At 71.8% G+C, this 14,577-nt stretch carries 7 protein-coding genes and 1 pseudogene; 6 read left to right on the top strand and 2 right to left on the bottom strand.

Annotation, left to right across the window (positions count from 1 at the left end):
* Nucleotides 1–36 precede the first annotated feature (36 nt).
* From OG858_RS04920 to OG858_RS04940, 5 genes and pseudogenes are all read left to right on the top strand, one after another.
* Complete coding sequence (locus tag OG858_RS04920; protein WP_319065138.1) at nt 37–1,620, top strand: ABC transporter substrate-binding protein; 1,584 nt, start codon at nt 37–39, stop codon at nt 1,618–1,620.
* Nucleotides 1,617–2,576: an ABC transporter permease gene (locus tag OG858_RS04925; protein ID WP_328545113.1), complete on the top strand. Its 960-nt coding sequence runs from the start codon at nt 1,617–1,619 to the stop codon at nt 2,574–2,576. The genes OG858_RS04920 and OG858_RS04925 overlap by 4 nt, the downstream gene beginning before the upstream one ends.
* A gap of 251 nt (nt 2,577–2,827) precedes the next feature.
* A pseudogene (locus OG858_RS48080) lies at nt 2,828–3,331 on the top strand (ABC transporter permease subunit); the annotation flags it as partial.
* Nucleotides 3,277–5,145: an ABC transporter ATP-binding protein gene (locus OG858_RS04935; RefSeq protein ID WP_406201597.1), complete on the top strand. Its 1,869-nt coding sequence runs from the start codon at nt 3,277–3,279 to the stop codon at nt 5,143–5,145. The pseudogene OG858_RS48080 and the gene OG858_RS04935, both read left to right, overlap by 55 nt.
* A gap of 29 nt (nt 5,146–5,174) precedes the next feature.
* Nucleotides 5,175–5,339, top strand: a complete 165-nt coding sequence (locus OG858_RS04940) for a hypothetical protein (protein ID WP_327743149.1) — start codon at nt 5,175–5,177, stop codon at nt 5,337–5,339.
* 221 nt (nt 5,340–5,560) lie between these two features.
* On the opposite strand, the gene OG858_RS04945 is transcribed toward OG858_RS04940, so the two are convergent.
* Entirely contained in the window at nt 5,561–8,935 is a 3,375-nt protein-coding gene (locus OG858_RS04945) for a pyruvate carboxylase (protein ID WP_319065134.1), read from the bottom strand.
* Nucleotides 8,936–9,079: 144 nt separating this feature from the next.
* Nucleotides 9,080–10,780 carry a serine/threonine-protein kinase gene (locus OG858_RS04950; protein WP_319065133.1) on the bottom strand — a complete coding sequence of 567 codons (1,701 nt, stop codon included), beginning with the start codon at nt 10,778–10,780 and terminating at the stop codon, nt 9,080–9,082.
* A 506-nt stretch (nt 10,781–11,286) separates the two neighbouring features.
* On the opposite strand from OG858_RS04950, the gene OG858_RS04955 reads away from it, so the two are divergent.
* Nucleotides 11,287–14,499: a family 78 glycoside hydrolase catalytic domain gene (locus OG858_RS04955; RefSeq protein ID WP_328545111.1), complete on the top strand. Its 3,213-nt coding sequence runs from the start codon at nt 11,287–11,289 to the stop codon at nt 14,497–14,499.
* Nucleotides 14,500–14,577: the final 78 nt, after the last annotated feature.

The following is a 14,577-nucleotide window of genomic DNA, read 5'->3' on the forward strand; positions in this document are numbered from 1 at the left end:
TTCGCCCCTTCGCCCCTTCACACCCAAGGAACCCTCATGCACGACGAACGTTTCCCCGGTCTGCGCCGACGCGGTTTTCTCGCCGCCACGGGTGCCGTCACGCTCGGCGCGCTCGCCCTGACAGCGTGCGGCGAGAGCGGCGGTACGGATGCCGAGGCGGACGGCGGCTCCAGTACGCCCAGACGCGGTGGGCGGCTGCGGGCCGCGTTCGCCGGCGGCGGCGCCAGTGAGACCCTCGACCCGCACCTGGCCAGTCTGTTCGCCGACGTCGCCCGAGCCAAGGCACTGTTCGACAAGCTCGCCGACTACGGCGCCGACCTGTCCGCGCAGCCGCGCCTCGCCACGAAGTGGGAGTCGAACAAGGCCCTGGACCGCTGGCGGGTCACCCTGCGCGAAGCCACCTTCCACGACGGCAGGCCGGTCACCGCGAAGGACGTGCTGTACAGCTACCGCCGTATCGCCGACCCCGAGAAGGCGTTCCGCGCCAAGGCGTCCCTGGAGCCCATCGACCTCGAGGCGAGCCGGGCCACCGGTGAGCGCGCCATCGAGTTCGTGCTGAAGCGGCCGACCGCCGAATTCCCCAACGTGCTGGCCGCGTTCGGCGCGTACATCGTTCCCGAGGACACCGCCGACACGGACTTCGACAAGAAGCCGATCGGCTCCGGCCCCTTCCGCTTCGTCTCCTTCGCCCCCGGCCGCTCGGCCGTCTTCCGCCGCTACGACGCCTACTGGGAGGGCGCCCCGCACCTCGACGAACTCGAGTTCGTCGTCGCCAACGAGGAGTCCGCCCGCGTCAACGCGCTCCTCGGCGGCCAGGTCGAGTACGCCCACGAGCTGAACCCGACCACCGCCCGCGCCCATGAGGGCAAGGGACAGATCGAGATCGTCCGGCTGCGCAACAGCGCCATGCAGGCCTTCTGCATGAAGACCGACCGGGCGCCCTTCGACGACAAGCGGGTGCGGGAGGCCTTCTTCCTGATCGCCGACCGTCAGGAACTCGTCGACGGTGCCCTGTCGGGGGCGGGTGTGATCGGCAACGACCTCTTCGGCAAGGGCTACGAGTACTACGCCGCCGACCTCCCGCAGCGCGAGCAGGACCTCGACCGGGCCCGTGCGCTCCTGAAGCAGGCCGGTGCCGAGAAGCTGAAGGTCCGCCTGGACACCTCGGCCGTCGCCGCCGGGTTCACCGAGGCCGCCAGCATCTTCCGCGACCAGGCCGCGAAGGCGGGCGTCACGATCGACGTGAAGATGGGCAGCAAGGACTCGTACTGGAGCGACATCCTCGACTCCGGCACCCTCGCCTGCTACCGCTCCGGTGCCATGCCCATCGAGGCACACATCTCGCAGCGGCTGCTCACCGACTCCACCACCAACGCCACCAAGTGGCAGCACAAGGACTTCGACGCGCTGTACCAGCAGGCGCAGTCCACTCGGGACAAGGCGGAGCGGACCGCCGTCTTCGAGCGGATGCAGCGCCGACTGTACGCCGAGGGCGGCTTCCTGATCTGGGGGTTCGCCGACTGGATCATCGGAACGGGCAAGACGGTGAAGGGAGTTGAGGCCAAGGCCCCCGCCAACACGCTGGACTGGGCGCGCTTCGACAAGGTGTGGCTCGCGTGAGCGGAAGCGATCTACGTTTTTTCGTCGCCCGGCGGCTGCTCCTCGGTGTCGCGCAGACCGTGGCCGTCGTGCTGCTGGTCTTCGCGCTCACCGAGGCGCTGCCGGGCGACGCCGCGGTGGCCCTGGCCGGTGACCAGCCAGACCCGGCTCGCATCGCCGCCATCCGCGAGGCGATGCACCTGGACCTGCCGGTGCACGAGCGGCTGGCCGACTGGGCGTTCGGCCTGCTGCACGGCGACTTCGGCACCTCCCTCACCTCGGGCCGTCCGGTCGGCCGGTACATCGCCGACGGCTTCGGGCCGACCCTGCTGCTCGCCTCGCTCACCGTGGCCCTGCTCGTACCGGTCGGCTTCGGGCTGGGCGTGCTGGCCGCCCGCCACGAGGGCGGCCTCGTCGACCGGCTGATCAGCTCCCTGACCCTCGCCGTGTACGCGGTCCCCGAGTTCGCCCTCGGTGTCCTGCTGGTGACCGTCTTCGCGCTGAAGCTGGGCTGGCTGCCGCCGACCGCCGTCGGCTACGGCACCGACCTGCTCGCCCATCCGGCCGCGCTCGTACTGCCCGTCCTCGTCCTGCTCTCCCGGCCGGTCTGCTCCCTCGTCCGTCTGGTCCGCGCCGGCATGGTCGACGCCCTCACCTCCCCGTACGTCGCCCACGCCCGCCGGTACGGCGTCCCGGGCGCCCGCGTCCGTTATGCCCACGCCCTCCCCAATGCTCTCGCCCCGGCCGCACAGCAACTCGCCCGCACCGTCGACTGGTTGCTGTGCGGCGTCATCGTCGTGGAGGCCCTCTACGTGATCCCCGGACTCGGCACCGTCCTCCTCAACGCCGTCGCCGAACGCGACGTACCCGTCGTCCAGGGCCTGGCCGTGGTCTTCGGCGTCCTGACCGTCGTCCTCAACCTGGGCGCAGACGTGGTCGCCCGGCGGCTGGCACCCCGGGCGGGGGTGGCGGCGTGACCACCGGCGCGGACATCGGCACGGCCGGCACGGGCGTCGCCACCCGTACCCGGCGGCGACGTACGGGCCGTTTCGCGCTCGGCGTCGCGATCATCGCCGTACCTCTCCTGCTCGCCCTCCTGGGACCGGTGTTCGCGGGAGAGCCGGGGGCGCGGGCCGCGTCCTTCACGCTCGGCGACGGGCACCGGCTCGGTACGGACTTCGTGGGCCGGGACGTGTGGCAGCAGGTGCTGCACGGCGGCCGACCGGTCGTGCTGACCGCGCTCGGCGCCGGAGCGCTGGCCTATCTCGTCGCCCTGCCGGTCGGTCTGATCGCAGCGCTCACACACCGGCGCTGGCTGGAGGAGTTGCTGTTGCGGCCCCTGGACGTCCTGATCGCCATCCCGTCGCTGCTGCTGATCCTGCTGGTCGCGTCCGTGTTCACGCCCGGAGCCGTCGGCCTCGCCCTCCTCGTGGCACTGGTCAACGTGCCGGACGCGGCCCGCCTCGTGCGCGCCGCCGCCACGGAGGCCGCCTCCCGGCCTGTCGTCGAGGCGCTGCGCCTCCAGGGCGAGACCTGGTGGCGTACCGCGGTGGGCTACGTCGGCCGCACCATCCTGCGCACGCTGGGCGCCGACGCCGGCACCCGGCTGACCGGTGTGCTGTACCTGGTCGCCACGGCCGCGTTCCTCGGTGTCGGGGTGGCCCCGGACGCCGCCGACTGGGCGGTGATGGTCGACCGCAACCGCACGGGCCTGTTCGTGCAGCCCTGGGCCGTGGTCGTCCCCGCCCTGCTGATCGTCGCGCTGACCACGGGCACGAATCTCCTCTTCGACGCCGCGCTGGAGAAGCCCGGTGGGCGCGATGGGCGTGGAGGGCGCGTCGGGCGCCGCGAGCGCAATCGGTGGCGGGTACGGAAGGAACGACGTTCGTGAAGCAGTACGACAACGGGACCGGCCGGGCCGCCCCGGCACCCCTGGCCGAGATCACCGACCTACGGGTCGAGGTGGGCGACCGGGCGATCGTCGACCGGGTGAGCCTTCGCGTGCTGCCCGGCAGGGTCACCGCGCTGGTGGGTGCCTCGGGCAGCGGGAAGACCACGACCGGGCTGGCGCTGCTCGGCGAGTTCCCGCAGGGCGCACGCGTCAGCGGCGACGTCCAGGTGGCGGCTGCCGGCCGCGTCGGATACGTGCCGCAGCATCCGGCGGCCGTGCTCAACCCCGCCCGGCGGATCAGCGCCCTCCTCACCGACATCGCCCGCGCCCAGGTACGTCATCTCCCCCGGGGCGCACGCCGGACAGCCTCCCGGGAACGTGTACTGCGAGCCCTGGCAGATGCCCAACTCGCGGACGCCCAGCTCCTGTTGCGTCGCTACCCGCACCAGCTCTCCGGTGGCCAGCAGCAACGTGTCGTCCTCGCCCAGGCACTTCTGCTGGGCGCCCGGGTCATCGTCGCGGACGAACCCACCACCGGCCAGGACGCGTTGACCAAGAGCCTCATCGTGGAGCAGTTGGCGACGGTCGCGGCGCGCGGTATCGCGGTCGTCCTGCTCAGCCATGACCTCGACGTCGTACGAGCGCTCGCCGACGAGGTCCACGTCATGCGAGCGGGACACGTCGTGGAGTCGGGTTCCACGGAGCGGGTGTGGGAGGCACCCCGGCACGAGTGGACCCGCCAACTCCTCAGCGCACGAACGTCGTTCACGGGGACGGCGATGAACGGGGAAGGGGACTCCGGGGTGGACGCGGGGGTGGACGCCGACACGGCCGTCGACACGTCCACGGGCTCCCACGACCGGGGCGCACGGGCGGCCACCGCGCCCGTGCTGCGCGTACGCGATCTCACCGCCCGCCATCGCGACGGCTCACGCGGCGCGAAGGTGACCGTGCGGGCCCCCGACCTCGTGCTGCACGCCGGGGAGTTGCTGGCCGTGGTCGGGCGCTCGGGCAGCGGCAAGACCACGCTCGCCCGCTGTCTCGCCGGGCTCCACCGCGACCACGACGGCGACATCCTCCTCGACGGCACTCCCCTGCCGCGCAGCCTGCGCGACCGCGGGCGGGGGCAGTTGGCGGCGGTGCAGTACGTCTTCCAGGACGCCCGCGCCGCCTTCGACGAGCACCGCCCGGTCGTGCACCAGGTGGCCCGCACCGCGGTCCGGCTGCGCGGTGTCGACGACCGCACCGCCGAGGCCGAGGCGCTGACCACCCTGACGCGCCTCGGCCTCGCACCGGAACTGGTGGGCCGCAACCCCGACCGGCTCTCCGGCGGCGAACTCCAGCGCGCAGCCCTGGCCCGCGCCCTCCTCGCCCGCCCCCGCGTCCTGATCTGTGACGAGATCACCTCGGGCCTGGACACGGTCACCCGACGTGGCATCCTCGACGTCCTCACGGGCCTGCTCGACGACGGCGAGGGTGCCGGACCGGCTCTCGTCCTGATCACCCACGACCTGGACACCGCGGCCGTCGCCCACCGCATCGCGGTCATGGATGCCGGGGAACTGGTCGAACAGGGTCCCGCCCGACAGGTCCTCACCGCGCCGCAGCACGCCTTCACGGCCTCACTCGTCTCCACGAAGGGCTGGCTCAGTTGAAAGGCTGGCTCAGTTGAAGTGCTGGCTCAATGGACTCACGCACGGGCCGGTTCGGCGTCGCGGTGGCGGCGGCCCTGGCGGTGGTACTCACCGACTGCTGCGCTCAGGACGACGGTTCCTGGGAGTGGACGAAGCCGTCGTACACGACCTCCGACGCCGACGACAGGGACAGTGCCCCCGAACGCCCCCGCTGACAGTGACAGCGCCGGGGATCGGGCCCGGCCGACGGCACCGACGCCGGTGCCTGCTTCGACGGCCGGTGCGAAACAGGGGCTCCTGCCGGTCACCGAGTATCCGACGGGACAGGCCGCAACGGCAGAGGACCGTACGGAATGCGAGCGGCACCGTTCCGGTGGGCCCGGTCCGAGGAGACCGGGCTCCGACCGGCCGGACGACGGCGCCGCCCGCGGGAGGGTCAGAGGATCTCGACCAGCAGGTCGCCGCCCTCCACCTGCTGGATCTTGTTGATCGCCAGGCGGGACACCCGTCCGGCCTTCGAGACGGTGATGGTGGCCTCCATCTTCATCGCCTCGATGGTGGCGACCGTCGCGCCCGCCGCGACCTCGTCGCCCTCGGCGACCGCGAGGGTGACCACGCCGGCGAACGGAGCGGCGACATGGCCGGAGTTGGAACGGTCGGCCTTCTCCGTGACGGGAATGTCGGAGGAGGCGGCCTTGTCACGGATCTGGATCGGCCGCAGTTGGCCGTTCAGGGTGGACATCACCGTGCGCATACCGCGTTCGTCGGCCTCGCCGACGGCCTCCAGACCGATGAGGAGCCGCACACCGGGCTCCAGGTCGACGGCGTACTCCTTGCCGGGGCCGAGGCCGTAGAAGAAGTCCTTGCTGTCGAGGACGCTGGTGTCGCCGTACGTCTGGCGGTGCGTCTCGAACTCGCGCGTCGGGCCGGGGAACAGCAGCCGGTTGAGGGTGGCCCGCCGGTCCTTCTCCAGTCCGGCGCGGTCCTCGGCACCGAGGTCCTCGACGGGCTTGGCGTCGGCGCGGCCCTGGAGGGCCTTGCTGCGGAACGGCTCGGGCCAGCCGCCGGGCGGGGTGCCCAGCTCGCCGCGCAGGAAGCCGATGACGGAGTCGGGGATGTCGAAGCGGTCCGGGGTCGCCTCGAAATCTGCGGGGGCCACTCCGGCACCGACGAGGTGCAGGGCGAGGTCGCCGACCACCTTGGAGGAGGGGGTGACCTTCACCAGGTGGCCGAGGATGCGGTCGGCGGCGGTGTACATCGCCTCGATGTCCTCGAAGCGGTCTCCGAGGCCGAGCGCGACGGCCTGGGTGCGGAGGTTGGAGAGCTGGCCGCCGGGGATCTCGTGGTCGTAGACACGGCCGGTGGGTGAGGCGAGGCCCGCCTCGAAGGGGGCGTAGATGCGGCGGACGCTCTCCCAGTAGGGCTCCAGGTCGCCGACGGCCCGCAGGTCGAGGCCGGTGGGGCGGTCGGAGTAGTCGGTCGCGGCCACGATCGCCGACAGCGACGGCTGCGAGGTGGTGCCCGCCATGGAGGCCACGGCCCCGTCGACGGCGTCGGCGCCGGCCTGGATCGCGGCGAGGTAGGTGGCGAGCTGGCCGCCCGCCGTGTCGTGGGTGTGGATGTGCACCGGCAGGTCGAACTCGCGGCGAAGGGCGGTGACGAGCCTGGTGGCGGCGGGGGCGCGCAGCAGTCCCGCCATGTCCTTGACGGCGAGGACGTGGGCTCCGGCCTCGACGATCTGCTCGGCCAGCCGGAGGTAGTAGTCGAGCGTGTAGAGCTGCTCGGCGGGGTTGGAGAGATCGGAGGTGTAGCAGAGGGCGACCTCGGCGACGGCCGTTCCGGTGGCCCGTACGGCGTCGATGGCGGGCCTCATCTGGCCGACGTCGTTGAGCGCGTCGAAGATCCGGAAGATGTCGATGCCGGTCTCGGTGGCCTCCTGGACGAAGGCGTCGGTGACCTCGGTCGGGTACGGCGTGTACCCGACGGTGTTGCGGCCGCGCAGCAGCATCTGGAGGCAGATGTTGGGCGCGGCGGCACGGAACGCGGCCAGGCGCTCCCAGGGGTCCTCGGCGAGGAAGCGGAGGGCGACGTCGTAGGTGGCGCCGCCCCAGCACTCCAGGGAGAGCAGCTGCGGCAGGGTCCGGGCGACCACGGGGGCGACGGCGAGCATGTCCTTCGTACGGACCCGGGTGGCGAGCAGCGACTGGTGGGCGTCCCGGAACGTGGTGTCGGTGACACCGATGGTCGGGGACTCGCGCAGCCAGCGGGCGAAGCCCTCCGGGCCCAGCTCGACGAGCTTCTGCTTCGAGCCGGCCGGCGGTTCGGCGACGGTGGGGAGCGGCAGCTTGGTGGACGGGTCGATCAGGTCGGGTCGTGCGCCGTTCGGCTTGTTCACGGTCACGTCGGCCAGATAGGTGAGCAGCTTCGTGCCCCGGTCGGCCGAGTGGCGGGAGGTGAGCAGGTGCGGGCGCTGCTCGATGAACGAGGTGGTGACGTTGCCGGACTGGAAGTCGGGGTCGTCGAGGACCGCCTGCAGGAACGGGATGTTCGTGGCGACGCCGCGGATGCGGAACTCGGCGACCGCGCGGCGGGCCCGGTTGACGGCGGTGGTGAAGTCCCGGCCCCGGCAGGTCAGCTTGACCAGCATGGAGTCGAAGTGGGCGCTGATCTCCGTACCGGCGTGGGTGGTGCCGCCGTCGAGCCGGATACCGGAGCCGCCGGGCGAGCGGTAGGCGCTGATGCGGCCGGTGTCCGGGCGGAAGCCGTTGGCCGGGTCCTCGGTGGTGATACGGCACTGGAGGGCGGCGCCGCGCAGGGTGACCGTCTCCTGGGACAGCCCGAGGTCGGCGAGCGTGGCCCCGGCGGCGATCCGGAGCTGGGACTGCACGAGGTCGACGTCGGTGACCTCCTCGGTGACCGTGTGCTCGACCTGGATGCGGGGGTTCATCTCGATGAAGACGTGGTTGCCGTCGCGGTCGAGGAGGAACTCGACGGTGCCCGCGTTGCGATAGCCGATCTCGCGGGCGAACCGTACGGCGTCGGCGCAGATCCGGTCGCGCAGGGCCGGGTCGAGGTTCGGGGCCGGGGCCAGCTCGATGACCTTCTGGTGGCGGCGCTGCACCGAACAGTCGCGTTCGAAGAGGTGGATGACGTTGCCGTGGCCGTCGGCGAGGATCTGCACCTCGATGTGGCGGGGCTCGACGACGGCCTTCTCCAGGAAGACGGTGGGGTCGCCGAACGCGGAGGCGGCCTCGCGGGACGCCGCCTCGATGGACTCGCGCAGCGCGGCGGGGTCCTCGACGCGGCGCATACCGCGTCCGCCGCCGCCGGCGACGGCCTTGACGAACACGGGGAAGCCGACGTCGTCGGCGGCGCGGACCAGTTCGTCGACGTCGGTGGAGGGCTCGGAGGAGCCGAGGACCGGTACGCCGGCGGCGCGGGCGGCGGCCACCGCGCGCGCCTTGTTGCCCGTCAGTTCCAGAATGTGCGCGCTGGGGCCGACGAAGGTGATGCCCGCCTCCTCGCACGCCCGGGCCAGCTCGGGGTTCTCGGACAGGAACCCGTAGCCGGGGTAGACGGCGTCGGCGCCCGCAAGGCGGGCTGCGCGCATGATCTCCTCGACGGAGAGATACGCCCGCACGGGGTGTCCCGGTTCGCCGATCTCATAGGCCTCGTCGGCCTTGAGCCGGTGCAGCGAGTTGCGGTCCTCGTGGGGGAACACGGCGACTGTCCGCGCGCCCACTTCGTAGCCTGCACGGAACGCGCGGATCGCGATCTCGCCACGGTTGGCGACCAGTACCTTGCGGAGCATTCCGGATCCCTTCGGCCTGCCTGGTGAGGAACACCATGGTCGCGGCAATACGGCCGACGTGCCATGAGAGCCCCGTCACTGACAGGTGATCGGAGGTCTGGCCTACGTGACGGGGATCGTGCGGGCAGCATGCCCGCACTCCGGTCACCCCCGCACCGCGAACTGACTCCCCGTCTTCTCGCCGTCGTCCGTGACCGCCGCGGCCACACAGCGGAAGACGCGCAGCCCCTTGTCCCATTCGGCCGCCGACGGCGGGATGATGTCGACGTTCCACTCGTCCGCGATGTCACGGCCGGCGGCGGTCATCGTCGCGGCCATCACCTTCTGTGAGCACAGCGCCTTGACGTCCGGGTGTTTGATCAGGTCCCGCGCGTTGTTGGTCATGCCGTCCTCCGGCAGCGGCGCGATCGCGAAGGTCTCCCACACGTGCTTGGTCTGGCAGTCCGCACGGCTGACGGTGACGATGCCGGAGATGTCGACGATGCCGCTCCAGCACTCCGGGGTCGCGACGCACCGGCCACCCACGCCGTCGACGTCGGTCGCGGGGCAGTTCTCCGTGGTGGTCGCCGCCCCGAACCCAGAGGTGCCTTTGTCCTCGGCGGTGGCACCGGCGGACGGCGAGTCGGCGGTGGCGGAGCCGCCCCCATCACCGTCGTCCGTGCCGCCGTTCTGGTACGTCACCACGGTGACCGACACGCTCACGGAGACGGCCACGGCCGCCAGTACGGCGATCACCGCCGGCCGACGCCGCGCCGCCCCCTTCCGCCCACCGTCGCCGTCGCCACCGGGCCCGGGGACGACGGTGGTACCACCCGCACCGCCCGCCTCAGGGACCACGGTCGTACCGCCCCCGTACGGCGGCGCGTCCCCGTACGGCGGCTTCGTCGTGGGCGGCACGGCCCCGTACGGCGGCATCGTCGTGGGCGGGGCACCCCGGTAAGGGGGCATCGTCGTCATGCCGGGCGCCGGCCCGAAGCCACCGCCACCTCCCGCTCCCCCACCGCCGCCTCGCAGGTCCACTGTGTCGAGGTCGACGGCGGCGAGGGCGTCGCGGAACGCGCCCGCGTCGGACATGCGGTGGGCGGGGTCGGCCGCGAGGGCGTACCGGAGCGCCGAGTTGAAGGCGGGCGGCAGCCCGGGGAGGTCGGCGTACGGCCAGGTGTGGCGCACGATCAGTTCGGCGAGGCTGAGCTGGGTGCCGTCCTCCGGGTAGTGCGGCGGGCGGCCGCACAACAGGGCGTAGACGGTCGCGGCCAGTGAGTACACGTCGCCGGCCGGGGTGGGGTCCGCCATGTGGAAGGCCTCGGGCGGCGCGTACGCGGGGGTCAACGCCTCCCGGGTCACGGACAGTTCTCGTCCCGGCTGAGGCATGGCGGCCAGGCCGAAGTCGGTGAGGGCGACACCCCCGTACCGGTTGACCATGACGTTGCCGGGCTTGATGTCGCGGTGCAGCACCCCGGCGGCGTGGGCGGCGGCCACCGCGTCGGCCAGGCCCACCCCGATGTCGCGTGCCTCCTTGGCCGGGAACGCGCCCTGCCGGTGCAGCCGGTCGCCCAGGGAGCCGCCGGGGCACAGCTCCAGCACCATGTAGGGGCGGTTGTCGGCGAGGACCCCGGCGTCGTACACCGGAACCACATGGGGGTGTCCGGACAGTTGCCCGGCGGCCGTGACCTCGCGCATGAAGCGCTGCCGGTCGCGCGGTGTGGACAGCACCCTGCTGTCCACCTTCAGCGCGACCTCCCGACCCACGGCCAGCTGCCGCGCCCGGTACACCGTGGCGAATCCGCCCTGTCCCAGGACTTCGTCGATCTCGTATCCGGGCAGGTCCGTTCTTCCGGGCCCCATGGTGTCGTACCCCCAGCGCGCAGCCCCGGCCAGGACGTCCGCCCGAGGTGAGGCGAGACTCTAGCCGAGCCCGGTGACACCGGGACGCCGGGTTCGGCCACCGAGCGGCGCCGTCGTTCGGACCAGGGGGCCCAGGTCGCCCTCGAGGACGGTCCGGGTGATCTCCGGGTGATCGGGGGGCGGTCCCACAGGGCGAGGATCTCGGCGCTGGGGTCGACGGCCCGGAGGGGGTGCCGGTCGCCGTGCACCACGATGGAGGCAGCCGGCATCCGGCGAACGTGGCGAAGCGACCGTCACGGAGGGCCGTCCCCCGGCCGAGCCCACACCTCGCGAAGGCCCAGCTGAGCGCCACCACGCAGCTAGTTAAATCGTTTCATTCCCCGGGAATTCACTTGCGCCCCACCTATTGACCGGATTCGACGCGGAACCCTAACCTCCGGGCAATCGCATTGAAACCTTTCATGATGCGACTCTCATGAACCGGCCCCTACGACCGAAGGTGCACCATGGCTCAGGACGTCTCACGGCGAAGACTTCTCCAGTTCGGCGGCATCGCGGCCGCCTCCGTCGTCCTGTCCGGGCCCCGGGCCTTCTCCGCCTCCGGCCCGGTGGGCATGGCCGCTGCCGCGGAGGCGACGCCCGCGCCGACCGGGATGCTCACGGATCTGCTGCCGCAGGCCCTCGGTACCAGCGCCGGGCAGAACCCTCGCTTCAGCTGGCAGGTGCCGGACCTCCGCGAGGGCACCGTGCAGCGCGCCTACCAGCTCCAACTGGCGGCCACCCCGGGCGGTTTCGAGGACGACGACCAGTTGGTGTGGGACTCCGGGAAGCTGGACTCCGTCGACTCCACGGCCGTACCGTACGGCGGACCGGCGCTGAAGCCCCGTACGGCCTACTGGTGGCGGGTCAGAAGCTGGGTCAACAAGCGTTCGGCCTGGTCGGAGCCCGTCCTGCTGGCCACCTCGGTCGAGGACGAGTGGGAGGCGAAGCCGATCTGGGTGCCGGCCGGGCCGGTGATGACCGACGGCACCTTCACCGTCCGCGTGAAGATCACCGCCGTGGCGGCCGGCCTGTGGTTCCGGGCCACGAGCACCGCCAACAACTACATGTGGCAGCTACGCGCGGGCACCACCGGTGTGCTGCGCAAGCACGTCTGCGTGAACGGCACGTACACCGTGCTCGGTGAGGTGAAACTGCCGTTCGCGGTCACCGCCGGGGAGTGGGTCGACCTGGGCGTCACCATGACGGGAGCCACCTTCACCACCACCGTCAACGGCACCGTCGTCGACACCACCACCGACAGCCGCTACGCCTCCGGCAACGTCGGCCTGCGCAACGGCAGCACCGAGTCCCAGACCTATGACCGGGTCACCTTCACGGCGGCCGACGGCACGGTCCTCCTCGACGACGACTTCGCCTCCGACAAGGGCACCTTCGCCACCGGCACGGTCTCGGGGGGCGTTCTCACCTTCCCGACCGGTGCCTCCTCGCTCTCCTCCTACGGGGCCGACGACACATGGGCGCTCCTGCGCCACGAGTACGACACGAAGGCCGGCAAGGAGATAGCGGCGGCGATCCTCTATGTGGCGGCCACCTCGCCCGATCCGGCCCGGCAGTACGTCGCGAAGGTGTGGAGCAACGGCACGACGGTCGGCTACGCCTCCGTCCGCTCCGGCGCCGGGACCGCCTACCAGGCCTTCGACGTGACCTCCACCCTGCGGGCGGACGGGAAGGCCAACGCGCTGGCCGCACTGTGCTGGACCACCTCGCAGCAGAAGTTCCTCGCCCAGCTGGAGATCACGTACACCGACGGCAGCCGGTCGACGGTCGCCTCCGGGGACGGCTGGAAGGCGCGCCGCCAGGCCGGGCTGCTGCCCTCGAAGGGCAGTGCGGGCAGCAGCTACTTCACCGTTCCGCAGGAGTACTGGGACCTGCGCCGCGAGCCCGTGGGCTGGACGAAGCCCGGCTTCGACGACGGCGACTGGCTCAAGCCGGTGGTCCGTACCGCGATCGACGGTCTCGTCCCCGCGCTGATCGAGGCGATACGGCCGCACGACGTCACCCCCGCCTCCGTCACCGAGGTGGCCGACGGCCGCTGGCTGGTCGACCTCGGCCGGGAGATCGTCGGCGGACTGGCCCTGGAGGTCACCGGCGGGGCGGGCGACACCGTCGAGGTGCGGCTCGGCGAGGAGCTGAACACGGACGGCACGGTCAAGTACCAGCTGCGCGCCACCAACACCTACCGCGAGGTGTGGACCCTGCGGGACGGCGAGCAGCGCTTCGAGCACTGGGGCTACCGCGGCTTCCGCTGGGCCGAACTGCGCACCACGCTCGACCTGTCGAAGGCGGTCGTCACCGGCCGCGCCTGGAAACTCGACTGGAACGACTCGGACGCCTCGTTCCGCAGCTCCGACGCCGACCTGGACCGGGTGTGGGAGCTGTGCCGCTACTCCATCGAGGCCACCCGCGGCGACCTCTACACGGACACACCCACCCGTGAGCGCGGCCCCTACGAGGGCGACGCGCTGATCAACCAGCTCTCCGAGTACGGCGTGCAGCGCTCGTACGCCCTGGCCCGCTGGTCGAACGACTATCTGGCCCGCAAGGGCACCTGGCCCACCGAGTACCGGCTGATGTGCGCGATCTCCGCGTGGGAGGACTATCTCGCCACGGGCGACGACCGCCAGCTCGCCAAGGACTACGACCTGCTGACCGCGAAGAACCTCACCTCGTACCTGGACTCCCAGGGACTGGTCCGCAAGGCGCCCGGCAGCACCAGCCAGAACCTCGGCGACCTGGTCGACTGGCCCGCCGCCAGCAGGGACGGCTATGTGTTCACCAACGTCAACACGGTCGTCAACGCCTTCCAGTACGCGGCCTTCGAGGCTCTCGCCGGGTGCGCCGCGGCCCTCGGCAAGGACGCCGACGCGACCGCCCTGCGCGGCAGGGCCGACACCCTCGCCACCGCGATGCGCGCCACCCTCCTCGACAGTGCGGGCGGACGCTTCCTCGACGGCGTCGGCACCACTCACAGCGCCCAGCACGCGACCGCCTTCCCGGTGGCGCTCGGTGTCGCGGACGCCCTGGACGACAAGGTGCTGGCCAGGCTGGGCGACACCCTGGCGGCGGGCGGCATGAAGGTGAGCGTGTACGGGTCGCAGTTCCTGCTCGACGCGCTGTTCCGGCTGGGCCGCTCCGACGCCGCCCTCGCCCTGCTCACCTCCACGGCCACCAACTCGTGGCTGCACATGCTGGACGCGCTCAAGGCGACCATCGTCACGGAGGCGTGGGACCCCGCGCTGAAGTCCAACATGACGCTCTCGCACGCCTGGGCGTCCGCGCCGGCCAACGCCGTGGCCCGGCACATCCTCGGCGTGCAGGTCACCGAGCCCGGCGCGGCCGGGTTCCGGATCCGGCCCAGGACCGGGTCGCTGACCGAGGTCGACGGTACGGTGCCCTCCCTGCGCGGGCCGGTCTCGGTCCAGGTGCAGCGCTCCGGGGACACGCACACCACCCGGGTCACCTTGCCACCGAACTCCACTGCCGTGCTGGAGGTGGAGATCGGGGACGCCTCCCCGAAGGCGTACCGGGTGAAGGCGGTCACGCCGCGCGGGGAGGGAAGCGCGAAGGTCGAGTCGTTCACCGACCTCACGGGCACGGTGCTGCGGATAGGCCTGCTCGGCTCGGGTACGACGGAGGTGCGCCGCAAGACCTCCTGAGCCTCTCGCGGGGCGGAAGTGGCCGAAACCCGGAATGCGCGCCCCCGCTGAGCTAGCCTCAACATCCTTGGGGGCGAA

It is taken from the genome of Streptomyces europaeiscabiei (assembly GCF_036346855.1).
GTDB classification, from domain to species: domain Bacteria; phylum Actinomycetota; class Actinomycetes; order Streptomycetales; family Streptomycetaceae; genus Streptomyces; species Streptomyces europaeiscabiei.

Bases quoted from the DNA above. Each gene is read 5' to 3' on its own strand.
- OG858_RS04920 (WP_319065138.1), top strand. From the start codon at position 37: ATGCACGACGAACGTTTCCCCGGTCTGCGCCGACGCGGTTTTCTCGCC.
- OG858_RS04940 (WP_327743149.1), top strand. From the start codon at position 5,175: ATGGACTCACGCACGGGCCGGTTCGGCGTCGCGGTGGCGGCGGCCCTG.
- OG858_RS04945 (WP_319065134.1), bottom strand. From the start codon at position 8,935: ATGCTCCGCAAGGTACTGGTCGCCAACCGTGGCGAGATCGCGATCCGC.
- OG858_RS04950 (WP_319065133.1), bottom strand. From the start codon at position 10,780: ATGGGGCCCGGAAGAACGGACCTGCCCGGATACGAGATCGACGAAGTC.
- OG858_RS04955 (WP_328545111.1), top strand. From the start codon at position 11,287: ATGGCTCAGGACGTCTCACGGCGAAGACTTCTCCAGTTCGGCGGCATC.